Annotated in this window: 13 protein-coding genes; 8 read left to right on the forward strand and 5 right to left on the reverse strand. The window is 59.8% G+C overall.

Annotation, left to right across the window (positions count from 1 at the left end; all coding sequences use genetic code 11):
* Positions 1-5: 5 nt before the first annotated feature.
* Positions 6-1,226 (reverse strand): HlyD family secretion protein, encoded by a 1,221-nt coding sequence (locus tag J5289_RS16730; RefSeq protein ID WP_209184959.1) that lies wholly within the window; start codon positions 1,224-1,226, stop codon positions 6-8.
* 131 nt (positions 1,227-1,357) lie between these two features.
* Between J5289_RS16730 and J5289_RS16735 the strand changes: the two genes are divergently transcribed.
* From J5289_RS16735 to lysS, 4 genes are all read left to right on the forward strand, one after another.
* Positions 1,358-2,053, forward strand: a complete 696-nt coding sequence (locus J5289_RS16735) for a TetR/AcrR family transcriptional regulator (protein WP_142830413.1) — start codon at positions 1,358-1,360, stop codon at positions 2,051-2,053.
* Between the two features lie 95 nt (positions 2,054-2,148).
* Entirely contained in the window at positions 2,149-2,895 is a 747-nt protein-coding gene (locus J5289_RS16740; RefSeq protein WP_209184960.1) for a TerC family protein, read from the forward strand.
* 261 nt (positions 2,896-3,156) lie between these two features.
* Complete coding sequence (gene gltX / locus J5289_RS16745) at positions 3,157-4,614, forward strand: glutamate--tRNA ligase (RefSeq protein WP_209184961.1); 1,458 nt, start codon at positions 3,157-3,159, stop codon at positions 4,612-4,614.
* Between the two features lie 173 nt (positions 4,615-4,787).
* Entirely contained in the window at positions 4,788-6,284 is a 1,497-nt protein-coding gene (gene lysS / locus J5289_RS16750) for a lysine--tRNA ligase (protein WP_209184962.1), read from the forward strand.
* Positions 6,285-6,332: 48 nt separating this feature from the next.
* Here lysS and J5289_RS16755 read toward each other — a convergent pair whose 3' ends face one another.
* Complete coding sequence (locus tag J5289_RS16755; protein ID WP_202617175.1) at positions 6,333-7,166, reverse strand: hypothetical protein; 834 nt, start codon at positions 7,164-7,166, stop codon at positions 6,333-6,335.
* A gap of 507 nt (positions 7,167-7,673) precedes the next feature.
* Here J5289_RS16755 and J5289_RS16760 point away from each other — a divergent pair.
* On the forward strand, positions 7,674-9,101 hold the full coding sequence (locus tag J5289_RS16760) for a gamma-aminobutyraldehyde dehydrogenase (RefSeq protein ID WP_209206449.1): 1,428 nt from the start codon (positions 7,674-7,676) through the stop codon (positions 9,099-9,101).
* A gap of 114 nt (positions 9,102-9,215) precedes the next feature.
* Positions 9,216-9,389, forward strand: a complete 174-nt coding sequence (locus J5289_RS16765; protein WP_111218870.1) for a DUF1328 domain-containing protein — start codon at positions 9,216-9,218, stop codon at positions 9,387-9,389.
* Between the two features lie 49 nt (positions 9,390-9,438).
* Here the strand turns inward: J5289_RS16765 and J5289_RS16770 are convergent, their stop codons facing one another.
* The 3 genes from J5289_RS16770 to J5289_RS16780 form a co-directional block, all read right to left on the reverse strand.
* Positions 9,439-10,620 (reverse strand): GAF domain-containing sensor histidine kinase, encoded by a 1,182-nt coding sequence (locus tag J5289_RS16770; RefSeq protein WP_209206448.1) that lies wholly within the window; start codon positions 10,618-10,620, stop codon positions 9,439-9,441.
* A 179-nt stretch (positions 10,621-10,799) separates the two neighbouring features.
* Positions 10,800-11,480: a DUF1345 domain-containing protein gene (locus tag J5289_RS16775; RefSeq protein ID WP_209184965.1), complete on the reverse strand. Its 681-nt coding sequence runs from the start codon at positions 11,478-11,480 to the stop codon at positions 10,800-10,802.
* A 137-nt stretch (positions 11,481-11,617) separates the two neighbouring features.
* On the reverse strand, positions 11,618-12,349 hold the full coding sequence (locus J5289_RS16780) for an SDR family oxidoreductase (protein WP_209184966.1): 732 nt from the start codon (positions 12,347-12,349) through the stop codon (positions 11,618-11,620).
* Between the two features lie 284 nt (positions 12,350-12,633).
* Here J5289_RS16780 and J5289_RS16785 point away from each other — a divergent pair, with 284 nt between their 5' ends.
* A complete protein-coding gene (locus J5289_RS16785) occupies positions 12,634-13,422 on the forward strand; it encodes an IclR family transcriptional regulator (RefSeq protein ID WP_209184967.1) in 789 nt (262 codons plus the stop codon).
* A gap of 62 nt (positions 13,423-13,484) precedes the next feature.
* Positions 13,485-14,321: an amidohydrolase gene (locus J5289_RS16790; RefSeq protein ID WP_209184968.1), complete on the forward strand. Its 837-nt coding sequence runs from the start codon at positions 13,485-13,487 to the stop codon at positions 14,319-14,321.
* The last annotated feature ends 49 nt before the right edge of the window (positions 14,322-14,370 follow it).

Below are 14,370 nucleotides of genomic sequence, written 5' to 3' on the forward strand. Positions count from 1 at the left end.
GAGCGTTACTTGTTCGACTGCGGCGCAGTGCGCGTATCGACGTCGACGACGACGCTGAGGCCGGCACGCAGGCGACCGCTGTCGAGTGCTTCCTGCGGCAGGGCGATGCGGACCGGCACGCGCTGGATCACCTTGGTAAAGTTGCCCGTCGCATTTTCCGGCGGCAGCAGCGAGAAGACCGAGCCGGATGCCGGCGCGATAGACTCGACGGTACCGACAATCGGCTCGTCGCTGTAGGCATCCACATGCACCTCGACCTTGGAGCCCGGAACGACGTGCTGGAGTTGGGTCTCCTTGAAGTTGGCGTCGATGTAGAGCTTGCGGGTCGGGACGATGGACATAAGGCGCGTTGTCGAGGACACGTAATCGCCTTCCTGGACCGAGCGGTTACCCACGATACCATCATAGGGTGCCTTGAGGACCGTGAAGCTCAGGTCGCGGGCGGCCTTGTCCCGCGAGATTTCGAGTGTCCGGACCGTCCCTTCAGCCTGCCTGCGCTGCGCCTGCAGCAAGGCAATATTCGCCTGTGCCGAGGCAATATTGGCGTCGCCGGCGACGAGGTTGGCGTTGGCCTGGTCGAGCGCGATATTGGCGGAATCGACGTTGGCGGCGGTGCCAGCAGACTTCGATTCCAGCTGGGTCGCGCGGCTCTGGGTGATCTGCGCGCCACGCACCGTTGCCTGCAGTGCCACCTTCTGGGCCTGCGCCTGGGCAAGCGAGGCCTGTGCCCCTACGATTTGCGCGTCGATGGTCTGCAATGCAAGTTTCTCTGTATCAACCTGCGCCTGAGCCTGGTCGAGTGCGTTCTGGTAATCGCCGTCGTCCAGTGTCAGCAATACGTCGCCAGCCTTGACCTGCTGGTTGGCAACCACGTCGACCTTGGCCACATAGCCGGCAACCTTGGGCGAGATGACCGCCATGTCACCGCCGATATAGGCATCGTCGGTCGACACCATGAAACGTCCGGTCGTCCACCAGTTATACCCGTACCAGCCGCCGCCGATCAGCGCGATCACGACGATGGTCGGCAGAACGAAGCTGCGGCGCTTTTTGCCGGCTTTTGGCGGATCGACTGTCGTTGTAGCCGAGGGCTCAGCTGGCGCAGGGTTGCTGCGAGCTTCGGCCGCTGCCGGCTCCGCTTGCATAGCCGAGTCAGACTGGGCAGAATTGGCGTCTGCGGGTTCGCTTACAATGCGTGCAACATTGTTCTTTTGAATGGACGACATGTAGAGAGCACCAGATTTTTACGGAATTTGTCGAACCGAACGGTTCGGTTCAGTTGACATAGAGCGTTTAACACATCATATCAAGTCATACCGAACCAATCGGTTCGATTTGGTTAAAGAATCTTCGTTGAATGACAGTGTCTGACAATATAACGGTCAAAAACAATTTGGCGCCTGAGGATAACTCTTCTTCGGCAGGCGGTCGCTGGGCGGCTGGCGAAGATCCGACGAAGCGCGAGCAGATCCTGGATGGCGCCCATCGCGTCTTTATGCGGCTTGGCTTCGACGCCTCGAGCATGAACGATGTAACGCGCGAAGCTGGCGTTTCAAAGGGCACGCTCTACGTTTATTTTGCCAACAAGGAAGAGCTGTTCACCGCAATCATCGAGCGGCAGCGTGCTACATTCATCGCCACGATGCGCATGGCTCTGGCGGAGCATGACGATCTCGAAGGGGGCCTCTACGACTTCGGCGTCACGTTCGTGCGGCATATGACCGACGAAAAGGTCATCACAGCGATGCGCACGGTGCTGGGTGTCCGCGAAAGAATGCCTGTCCTCTGCAAGCGGTTCTTCAAGGGACCAGAAAATCTGCGCACTGTCCTGCAGGACTTTCTGCTGCGGCACATGGCGGATGGCAAGCTGGAGATAGACGATCTCGACCTCGCGGCCGGGCAGTTTCTCGATCTTTCCAGCGGCACTTTCTTCAAACTTCGCCTGTTCGGAAGCATGGATGAGCCCCCTGAACAAGCGGAAATCGAGCGTGTGATCAATGGCGCGGTGAAAACCTTCCTCGCCGCCTATGGAAAGTCTTCAAAGCCTTCGTAAACCAAGGCGCCCTCGCGGCGCTTGCGCTCGAACTTCCAGTTCCTACATTAGCCCGGGTATTTTTCGCCGGTTAGTCAATGTGGGGAACACGATCGATGCAGACACTGATGCCATTGCTACAGGATCCAAGCGCCTGGGTGGCGCTCGTCACACTCGTAGTGATGGAGGTGGTTCTCGGCATCGACAACCTGATCTTCATCTCGATCCTCACCAACAAGCTGCCACCTGAAAACCGCGACAAGGCCCGCAAGATCGGTATCGGCCTGGCTTTAATCATGCGCCTTGCGCTGCTGGGCACGGTCGCCTGGATCGTGCGCCTGACGGAGCCGGTCTTCGACATCATGGGCCATGGCTTTTCTTGGAAGGACATCATCCTGATTGCCGGTGGCCTGTTCCTCCTGTGGAAGGCCACGAAGGAAATCCATCACAGCGTTGATCCCGTCGATCAGAACGGCGATTTCATCGCCAAGTCGACCACGACGGGCTTTGCCGCTGCCATCGGCCAGATCCTTCTGCTCGACCTTGTCTTCTCCGTGGACAGCATCATCACCGCCGTCGGCATGACGCCGCATATTCCGATCATGTTCGTGGCCGTCATCACCGCCGTCCTGGTCATGCTGCTGGCTGCAGCGCCGCTTGCCAACTTCATCGAGAAGAACCCCTCGATCGTCATGCTGGCGCTCGCCTTCCTGCTGATGATCGGCACCACGCTGATCGCCGACGGCATGGGCTTCCATGTGCCGAAGGGCTACATCTACACCGCGATGGCATTTTCTGCCCTGGTGGAGATTCTCAACATGATGGTGCGCAACCGCAGGGGAAAATCCAAGACCCGGCACTGAGCCTACGGACCTTCCCGCAATAGGCCGGATCGGCGCTCGAAAGACTGCCGATCCGGCAGGCCAGCATGCCGCCCTGGCGCACCGTGAATCGGCGGTTTTTCTTGACCTCGACGGTTGAATATGTCCTAAGGCCAGCCAGACGGAAAATGGCTGGCCTGGCAGTGTTTTTGGCGCTGTTTTGAGGCTGTTTCCGAAACTCCGATCCTTGGCGCCGGCCAGTGCCCCGTCTGGATCTCCCGCACGTCATTACGGATAGACATCATGACCACTTCAGGCGTCCGCGTCCGCATCGCACCCTCCCCGACCGGCGAGCCCCATGTCGGCACGGCCTACATTGCGCTGTTCAACTATCTCTTTGCCAAGAAACACGGCGGCGAGTTCATCCTGCGCATCGAGGATACCGACGCTACCCGTTCGACGCCGGAATTCGAGACGAAGGTTCTGGATGCGTTGAAGTGGTGCGGGCTGGAATGGTCGGAAGGCCCTGACGTCGGCGGACCCTATGGGCCTTACCGCCAGAGCGACCGCAAGGACATGTACCAGCCCTACGCCGAGGAGCTTTTGCGCAAGGGCCACGCATTCCGCTGCTTCTGCACGCCGGAGCGCCTGACGGCGATGCGCGAAGCCCAGCGCGCAGCCGGCAAGCCGCCGAAATATGACGGTCACTGCCTTAACCTGTCCGCCGAGGAAGTAACCTCGCGCGTTGCATCAGGCGAAGCCTCCGTGGTGCGGATGAAAATCCCGACGGAAGGCTCCTGCGACTTCCACGACGGCGTCTATGGCGATGTCAGCATTCCGTGGGACAGTGTCGACATGCAGGTGCTGATGAAGGCCGACAACATGCCGACCTATCATATGGCAAACGTCATCGACGACCATCTGATGAAGATCACCCACGTCGCCCGCGGCGAGGAATGGTTGGCGTCCGTGCCGAAACACATACTGCTCTACCGCTATTTCGAGTGGGACCAGCCGGTATTCATGCATCTCTCCCTGATGAGGAATGCCGACAAGTCGAAGCTGTCGAAGCGCAAGAACCCCACCTCGATTTCCTACTACACGGCGCTCGGCTATATCCCGGAAGCGTTGATGAACTTTCTCGGCCTGTTCTTTATGCAGATCGGCGAAGGCGAGGAACTGCTCGATATCGAACAACTGGCTGCCAACTTCGATCCTGAGAACCTGTCCAAGGCCGGCGCGATCTTCGACATCCAGAAGCTGGACTGGCTGAACGGCCGCTGGCTGCGCGAGAAAATGTCGGAAGAGGAATTCGGCCGGCGCGTGCTCACCTGGGCGATGGAAAACAACCGCCTGCAGGACGGCCTGAAGCTGTCGCAGTCGCGCATCACCAAGCTCGGCGAGCTGCCGGACCTGATGGGCTTCCTGTTGAAATCGGATCTGCACCTTGATGCATTGGCCTTCGCCAAGATCAAATCGACGCCTGAAGAGCTGCTGGAAATCTTCAACACGGTGCAGCCGGATCTCGAAAAGATCCTCGAATGGAACGTCGAGTCCATCGAGGCCGAGCTGCGCGCCATCGCCGATCGCATGGGCAAGAAGCTGAAGGTCATCCTGGCGCCGCTCTTCGTTGCCATGTCCGGCTCGTCACGCTCGCTGCCGCTGTTCGACAGCATGTCGATCCTCGGCCGCTCCGTCGTGCGCCAGCGCCTGAAGCTCGCAGCCACTGTGGTGGCGACGATGGCCGGCAGCGGGAAATAGAGGCGGCAGGTCCCTCATCCGGCCCTTCGGGCCACCTTCTCCCCGAGGGGAGAAGGGACTTGCCTCGGGGCACGCCTTCCAGTCCCCTCTCCCCTCGGGGAGAGGGTAGGGTGAGGGGGCGCTGCGGTCACAGTTCTATCTATCTGCGGCAATGCCGCCAAAGAGGTCAAACAATGTCCGACAACAAGACCGAAACTGCCCTGTCCTCCGATGCGACCGAAGTGCGCGCCCAGAAGCTGAAGCTGCTGCGCGAACAGGTAGGCGATGTCTATCCGGCCCATTTCCACCGGACCATGACGAACACCGAGCTGGCGGAGAAGTACAAGGACCTGGAGATCGACGTCGAAACGACCGACACGGTCACGGTCGCCGGTCGCGTCTACTCCTCCCGCAATTCCGGCATGTTCATGGACATCCATGACGCCGGCGGCAAGATCCAGATTTTCAGCCACAAGGACACCACGCCGGAAGAGGCGCGCGCCCTGCTGCCGATGATCGATATCGGCGATATCATCGGCGTGACCGGCGTCGTGCGCCGTACCAAGCGCGGCGAGCTGACGATCTCGGCCCGCGAGATCACCATGCTGACCAAGTCGCTGCTGCCGATGCCGGAAAAGTGGCATGGCCTGTCCGACATCGAGACCCGCTATCGCAAGCGCCATCTCGACATCATGACCAACGAGGACTCCAAGCTGCGCTTCCAGCAGCGCTCGAAGATCGTCTCCGGCATCCGCCGCTTCATGGAAAATGACGGCTTCATGGAAGTCGAGACGCCGATGCTGCATTCGGTCTATGGCGGCGCCACGGCCGAGCCCTTCAAGACCCACCACAACACGCTGAAGCTCGACATGTACCTGCGCATCGCGCCGGAACTGTTCCTGAAGCGCACGCTGGTTTCAGGCCTGACCGACAAGGTCTTCGAGATTAATCGCAACTTCCGCAACGAAGGCGTCTCTACCCGGCACAATCCGGAATTCACGATGATGGAGTGCTATTGGGCCTATGCCGACTACGAGGACATCATGGACCTCGTCGAGCGGCTGTTCGAGACACTCGCCCTGTCCATCCACGGGACGACCGAGTTTGCCTTCGGCGACAAGCAGATCTCCTTCAAGGGCCCGTTCAAGCGCGTGCCCATGCCGGACGCCGTCAAGGAAGCGACTGGCATCGACTTCCTCGCCATGAAGACCGACGAGGAAGCCCGCAGCGCCGCCAAGGCTGCCGGCTTCGCCGTCGAGAAGGACTGGACCTGGGGCGAGTGCCTGGCTTTCATCTTCGAGGAGAAGGTCGAGGGCACGCTGATACAGCCAAGCCACGTCACCCATTTCCCGAAGGACATCTCGCCCTTCGCCAAGGAAGTGCCGGGCGAGCCGCGCCTTGTCGAGCGTTTCGAGACCTATTGCAACGCCTGGGAACTCGGCAACGCCTTCTCGGAACTCAACGATCCGGAAGAGCAGCGCAAGCGCATGGTCGAGCAGCTCGAGCAGGCCCATGCCCGCGGCGAAAAGGACAAACAACTGGACGACGAGTTCCTGGACGCAATCGACCAGGGCATGCCTCCGGCCGGTGGCCTCGGCATCGGCGTCGACCGCCTGATCATGCTTTTGACCAACGCCCCGTCGATCCGCGACATCATCCTCTTCCCGGCTCGCCGCGCCAAGGCTGACTAGATAACGCATATGTCGAAGCGCAGGGGGGGCGACCCCTGCGCCAACAGTCTATCGGCTTGTGCCTGTCACCTGCGGATCGGCCGGCAGGGTGGCCGCAACGGCTTCGCTCGTTGCGGGCAAGGCAGCGTTTACCTGCAGCGACGTGGGTATGATCTTCGGCTCGACCTTCACACCTATGAAACTGCCGGTACTGCCATGCTCCGGCTTGACGTCGGCTGCTGCAGGCGGATGCTCGGCTGGCGGTGCAACAGCCTCCGGTGATTTTTTCTCGCTGCTCTCGCTCTTCGCAGCGCCCTCGGCTGTCGGCGGGGTCTTCGGATGCTTGCCGCCTTCTGGCACCTTGGCAGCTCCCGTGGTGACCGGGTCGGTACAGTCGCTGTGGTCTTTCAGGGAGGCCATCACGCCGTCGATATCCGTGCTCGTCATATCGACCCGGTCTCCGAAGAACAGGCCTTCGTCGCTGGCCCCGCCATTGTAGTAGCGCGCTGTTATCGGCACCTCGACCGAGCCATCGGCAATCTTCTCAGGGTGGGGAATATAGACCACCGTGGCGCCAAGGGCGCGGCCGTGAATGTCGGACTGCAGTGTCGGTCCCTTCTTGTCGAGCACCACGACCTGAACCAGGTCCGGCTTCTGCGCATCATAGACGGCCTTTGCCACGCGCAATGCTGTCTTGACGCGCGTCAGACCGTCAGTCGCATCGGAGGTGATGTACTTGCGCAGCCAGACACGGTGATTCTTGCGGATCGTCACGAGATTGAGGTCGGTGCACTGCATGCCGTTGACGGATGTAGCGGAGGGGCCAAGCAGTCTGTCGCGACCGATATAGAGTGCGAATGCGCCGGAGGAGCCCATCAACAAGGCCACTCCGCCGACAATCATAACCAGCTTCCGGGGTCGCCGGAAAATGCGCAGTAAGGCCTTCAAGCCAACTGCTCCACCATAAAGCACTCCAACACCGCGATAGACACTCGCAAAGCTAGAGATATGACGTTTCAGAATACTTAAGGAGAGCGTAAAACGCCCCTCCATACAGCCACATTTCGATAAAACAGTCGCCGGAATTTCAGAAACGAAACCAATAGCTTCAAGTTTGTGCCGGATAGACGCATCCACCTGAGGCTGCTTCATTTTGAGGCGATTTACAACCTTATGATGCGTCGATAGCTCGCTTGCATTCGTTGATAGGTGACGCTGCGCCCTCCATCGCTCGTTGTACCGCGATCAGGCCGACCGACATCATCATACCGGCGCTGTTCTCAACCGCGCAGGTCCCGACGGATAACGCGGTGCTGGTCACTTTGCTGTCGAATGTGGCATCCTAATATTCTTGACCCCAGGCGACGGCCAGATCGCCGACGGCGGCAACCAATGAAAAGGGAGAACGTCATGGACACTGCAATGCTGATCGGGTCACGCTTCGAGGCCGGCACGGAAAATGAAGAACACGTTCTCAACCCGAAGACCGGCGAGACCGTGCTCGACCTCCCCGAAGCCTCGCTCAGTCAGGTCGACAAAGCCGTCGATGCTGCAGAAGCCGCCTTCAGGACATGGTCGCAGACCACGCCGGCCCAGCGTTCGGCTTACCTGCTGCGGATCGCTGACGCGATAGAGAGGGATGCCGAGGGCTTTGCAGCACTCGAGGCGCTGAATTGCGGCAAACCGATCAACGCAGTCCTCAATGACGAAATACCGGCGATCGTCGATTGCTACCGATTCTTTGCCGGTGCCGTGCGCAACCTGCACGGACCTGTGGCGGGTGAATATCTGCCCGGGCACACCTCGATGATCCGCCGCGACCCGGTCGGTATCGTCGGCTCCATCGCGCCCTGGAACTATCCCCTGATGATGATGGCATGGAAGCTGGCACCGGCGCTGGCCGGCGGCAACACGGTTGTGTTCAAGCCATCTGAACAGACACCGTTATCCGCCCTGAAGATGGCGAAGCTGTTCGCCGAGATTTTGCCCGAGGGCGTGGTCAACGTCATCGTTGGACGCGGGGAGACGGTCGGCAGCGCGCTGATCAACCATCCGAAGATCGGCATGGTGTCGATCACCGGCGACATCGGCACCGGCAAGAAGGTTTTGGAAGCGGCCGCCAAGACGGTCAAGCGGACCCATCTCGAACTCGGCGGCAAGGCGCCAGTCATCATCTTCGACGATGCCGACATCGAGGCAGTGGTGTCGGGCATTCGGACCTTCGGCTACTACAACGCCGGCCAGGACTGCACTGCGGCCTGCCGCATCTACGCCGACGCCAAAATATACGATAGGTTCGTTGCCGACCTGACCTCGGCCGTTTCCTCCATCAAGTTCAACCTTGCCGACGACACCGAGAACGAGATCGGACCTCTGATCTCGAAACGCCAGCGCGACAGGGTGGAAAGCTTTGTCGACCGTGCCGCGGAACATAAGCACATCGAGATCACAACCGGGGGCAAGGTATCGGGCGACAGGGGCTTCTTCTACACGCCAACCGTTATAGCCGGCGCGACGCAGGCGGACGAGATCGTCCGCCGCGAGGTATTCGGGCCTGTTGTCTCCGTCACCCGCTTCAGCGAGGTCGACGACGCGGTCGCCTGGGCTAACGACAGCGACTATGGCCTCGCTTCATCCGTCTGGACAAAGGACATCGGTCGCGGAATGCAGACGGCGGCACGCCTGCAATACGGCTGCACCTGGATCAACACCCACTTCATGCTGACAAACGAGATGCCGCATGGCGGAATGAAACAATCGGGCTATGGCAAGGACATGTCGATCTACGCGCTGGAAGACTACACCACGGTCCGCCATGTGATGATAAACCACGGATGAAGCGGCGATCTCGGCGCACTCCACCTCGGGTGCGCCGGTTGAATTCAGCGACAGTTGGAACTTTTCTTTCGCTGGCGCGTATCCCTGCGACAATTGGCGCAGAGGAAATTTTTCATGCTGAAATGGGCTCTTATATTCTTCGTTGTTTCGGTTATTGCCGGCTTCTTCGGTTTCTCCGGCGTGTCAGCAGCGACCGCAACCATTGCACGCGTGCTGTTCGGCATCGCCCTGATCGTGTTCCTGATCTTTGTCGTTCTGGCCATCATGGCCGGCAACGCAATAGTCTAACGACCTGACTTTGCTCCGCCCCCAATTGGTCGGGCGGAGCATCCGACCTTCAAGGCAGGCAAGCGTCGAAGGTCAGCGTGAACCGCGTTTCTTCCGCGGAAGAGGCAACGGTCAACTCACCGCAATGAGCGCGCGCTATCTCGGATGCAATATAGAGCCCGAGACCCAGCCCCTGGTGGCTGGAATTTGCCGAAGCCCGCACAAAGGGCTTAAACAAGTGCTCGGCGATTTCGCCGAGTATGGGATCTCCGGGGTTCGCGACGGTAAGCTCGAACCGGCCACCCTCGACACGCGCGCCCACGAAAATTTCCCCATCCTCCGACCCGTGCGTCAAAGCATTCGCAAGCAGGTTCGACAACAGCTGGCCTATGCGCGCCGGATCGCAGCGGACGCTGACGTCACTTATGTCCGCCCGGATAATCCGGTCGGGATGAGTGGACGCAAGCTCGCTTATGACCTGCTCGATCATCGGCCGCACTGGCACCACGTGCATGTTGTCCACCAGCAGACCGCTGCCGAGACGTCCGCGTGCAAAGTCCAGTACGTCGTCGATCAGTCCGGACATGCGGCTGACACTCGCCTGCATCAGTTTCAGGATCGAACGCGACTTGTCATCGAGAGGCGAGCGCTGCAGGATTTTCGCACCGGCTTCGATTGAGGCCAGCGGGTTACGAAGATCGTGCCCGAGGACAGCGATGAATTCCTCTCGAAGTGCCGTATTTTCCTGCTCTGTCCGCAGCCTGTCCTCGCTGTCGAGAAGGCGCTGGTTGGCATCGAGATGCAGCGCGATCAGGTCGGCGAACAGCCGGAACATGCTGACCGTCGATTGCGTGCTCAGTGTTCTCGGCACCCGGTCGATAGCGCAGAGCGTCCCAAAAAACGTGCCGTCGGGCAGGATGATCGGCATCGAGATATAGCTCTGCAGCCCGTACATCTGCGGCGTATGGTGCGTGGAAAACATCGGGTCTCTGGCAACGTCGTCGATAACCACCGGCTGGCGGTTCTCACGGATGTCGTGGCAGATCGTTGTCTCGACCTTCAATTCGCCGCCCGGCTCCAGGCCAAAGGCAATGTCGTCCCGCACCCCGCAGGCAATCCAGCGATCTTCTGTGACCCTGGCGACTGCCGCAAATCCCATGCCGGTGGTCTTGCAGACAACTTCGAGAATGGTGGGAACGGCATCGATCCGCGAGATGGCCCGGACTGAGGAGGTCGATAGCTCGTCTGACATTCCACGCTCACTCGCCACGCTTGAACAAGGCGCCTCCCCTTACGCTGCGGGAAGACAAACCAAATTTGACCTACACAGAACATTGGCCCTTGGATAGTAGTCAAGCCCGACAAATTGTTTGCCGGTACAGGGTCAGGCAAGTCTAGCGTTGCATTGCTGAAGTCGCTGCCAAAACAAGCCTAGATGAGGCTGGCACCGACATTGATCGCTAAAGCCAATATCGTGGTATTGAACAGGAACGACAATACGGAATGCAGCAGCGCAGTCTTGCGCATCGATGTCGTGGCAATAGCGACATCGGCAGTCTGCGATGCAACGCCGATCGTGAAGGTGAAATACAGGAAATCCCAATAATTGGGCTCCTTGATATCGTCGGGAAAGCGGATCGGCGGCTTGCCGCTGCTGTCTGCATAGAAACGGTGGGCATAGTGGGTGGTGAACAGCGTGTGCAGGAAGATCCAGGAAATCAGGATCGTCAAAAACGCCGTCCCGGCATTCTCCAGAGCCTGCTCAGGCGAGGCATTCTTGACGCCGCTGAGTTCGATGCCGATACCCCCGATGCTCGCCACTGCGGCTGCGATCGACAGGCAAAGCACCAACACGTCGGAAAAGTCGCAGTCGGCCGATCGCTGCCGGATGCGGCTGACGTTGGAGCGCAGCATGCGATACCAGGTGAAGGCGATATAGACGACAGCACCCCAGTTCCAGCTTGCCAGAAAGTTGCTGGCATTGAACTGCCGGGACGTCGTCAGCGCAAAGACGACCAGGCTGGTCAGGACAGCGAGTACGACGTTCAGATGCTTGCGCACCAGCATCACGACGGGCGATCGCGCCGCCCTTCGCTTCACACTCTGCTGCATGCCGGCGCTCCGTTCCTGGTCACATCGTCCTGATATACAGTGGCGGGGCAATCTGACAAGCCATCCGGCTCAAGCCACCGCACCGGCAAACATGTGCTGTAATCTGCAACTTCAGGGTCTAGATCGGCCGCCTACTGTCAGCCGGTCCAGCCGCCGTCCACAACCAGCGCCTGGCCCGTCGTGAAGCCCGATTCATCCCCGGCGAGATATGTCACCAAGGCAGCAATCTCTTCCGGCGTGGCGATGCGCCCCATCGGTTGGCGGGCAATGAAATCGGTCATGGCCTTGTCGTAGTCGCCGGTGGCCCGAAGGCGCTCGTGAAGCGACGGGCTATCTACCGTGCCGGGGCAAATGGCGTTGGCACGAATGCCCTTGGCCACGAAATCGGCGGCAATAGACTTGGTCAGGCCGATCACGGCAGCTTTGGAGGCACAGTAGGCAAAGCGGTTCGGCACGCCCTTAACGCTTGAGGCGACCGATGCCATGTTGACGATGACACCCTTGCCCTTCTCCAGCATGCCCGGCAAGAATGTACGGCATGTTGTGTACATGGCCTTGGCATTGAGGTTGAAGGAGAAGTCCCAGTCTTTCTCCTCGCAGTCGAGGATGCTGCCCGCGTGTACGAAGCCGGCACAATTGAACAGCACGTCGATGGTGCCGATCTTGCTGGCAAATTCCTTGACGCGATCGCTGTCGAGCACATTGAGGACGTGGGTTTCGGCTCCCTCGAGGCTCGCCAGCGCCGCCTCGTTGATATCGGTCGCAATGACCCGGGCGCCAAGCCCGAGGAAGCGTTCGGCCGATGCGCGGCCGATGCCCTGCGCCGCCGCTGTGATCACGACGGTCTTGCCTTCCAGTCCGTGTCCCATATCGAATTTCCCTGTCCTAAGATCTGCCGGAACGCCTGGCATCAAGCCGGGATCGTTTACACAATGAACGACTTGAGCCAGCCAGTTCGAACTTTATGCCCGCTGACGCGACAGCGTCCAGAGACATTCACACGCCCGCTCAACAGCGATAATATCCACATATGCATGCTTGATTTATCTGTAAACGCCACATTGTCCAGCGTCAAGGTAGCAGCGCATCGCTTGCAAACGTCCTCCATTCATATATGAAAGTTTTCAGTCAAAATTGTAGTGACAGGGACGAGATGGCCAGCGCTGACGAGGAAGGTGACCGGTACAGAGCCCCGGCGCTCGACAAGGGTCTCGATATTCTGGAGCTTCTGGCGCGCATCGACGGCGGCCTGACACAGGCGGAGATCGCCAAGCATCTCGGCAAGAGCCCCAACGAATTCTACCGGATGCTCGACCGGCTCGTGCGGCGCGGCTATGTCCAGCGACAGGAAGGCGACCGCTTTTTACTGACGCTGAAGCTGTTCGGGCTGGCACATTTTCATGCGCCCGTGCGCCGGCTTGTGTCGTTCTCGACGCCGCTGATGCGCGAATTTGCCAACCGCGCCGAACAGGCCTGCCATCTGGCGGTCTTTGATCGCGGTTCCGTCGCCATTATCGCCCAGCAGGATTCGCCGACCTATTGGGGGATCTCGATCCGGGTCGGCGCCCAGATCAGCTTGTTCAACACCGGTTCCGGCCATGTGCTGCTCGCTTTCCGCGACGAAAAGCAGCGACAGATGATGATCGACGAGCAGCAGCGCCGCGACGATGATGTCGCCATGCCCGGCGATCTCATCGGGCGGCTGCAGGTCATCAGGGAGCGCGGCTTCGAGACCATGGACAGCCTGCAGACGACAGGCGTCCGCAACATTTCCGCGCCCATATTGGCGCGAGATGGTAACGCGCTGGCCGCTCTTACCTGTCCCTATATCCAGCCGGTAAGCGACAAGGCACCCAGCTTCGACCAAGTCAAAGCGTTTGTACGCGCCGCAGCAGCGGAGATTTCCGAGACGGTTGCCGGAATGGTGGACGACGCAGGTTGATAACTCTTATATGAATACCCTATTCTTCCGTGAAAAGCCTGACGGCATATCCGGAGGAAACCATGCTGTTCGATAGCCATCTTCATATCGTCGACCGGACAAGGCTGAACTACCCCTGGCTCGCCGGCTCAGGCGCGCTCAACCGTGACAGTCTCTACGACGATTATGCCCTCGAAGCAAAACGGTGCGGCATCACCGGCGTCCTGCACATGGAGGTCGACGTCGATCCATCCGACATTGAGCCGGAAACAGAGTATGTGCGCGAGCTCGGCGCTCGGTCGGACAGTCTCATCCGCGGCGCGATTGCAGCTTGCCGCCCGGAGGATGCGGACTTTCCGGGCTACCTCGAGCGCGTGCTCGCAGATCCTTTCGTCAAAGGCCTGCGCCGCGTCCTGCATGTCGTCCCCGACGAACTGTCCACCCTCCCGCTCTTTCGCGAAAACCTCAGCCTCATGGCGGGGACTAGGCTGACCTTCGACCTCTGCGTCCTGCCGCATCAGATCGAGCATGCGATCGCCCTCATCGACCTCAACACCGAGGTCCGCTTCATCCTCGATCATTGTGGAGTTCCGGCCATTAAGGACGGCCCGAGCGAGGTCTGGCAAAACGGCATTCGGGAAATCGCACGCCGTCAGAATGTCAGCGTGAAGATTTCCGGCGTCGTTGCCTACGCCGATCCACAAAGCTGGACGGTGGAGACTTTGAGGCCATTCATCGAGCACTCGATCGCAAGCTTCGGATGGGATCGTGTCATCTGGGGAAGCGACTGGCCAGTCTGCACCCTCGGCGGCGGGCTATCGACCTGGGTGGCTGCAACCCACGCCCTCATCGCCGGCTGCAGCGAAAGCGAGCGGGCACGGCTCTATCGGCAGAATGCCCAACGGCTCTGGAACCTGTGAACCGACCGCAAAGAAACAGGCCTGGCTGCGTGCTGCGACCAGGCCTTCG

The organism is Rhizobium sp. B230/85, assembly GCF_019355735.1.
GTDB classification, from domain to species: domain Bacteria; phylum Pseudomonadota; class Alphaproteobacteria; order Rhizobiales; family Rhizobiaceae; genus Rhizobium; species Rhizobium rhododendri.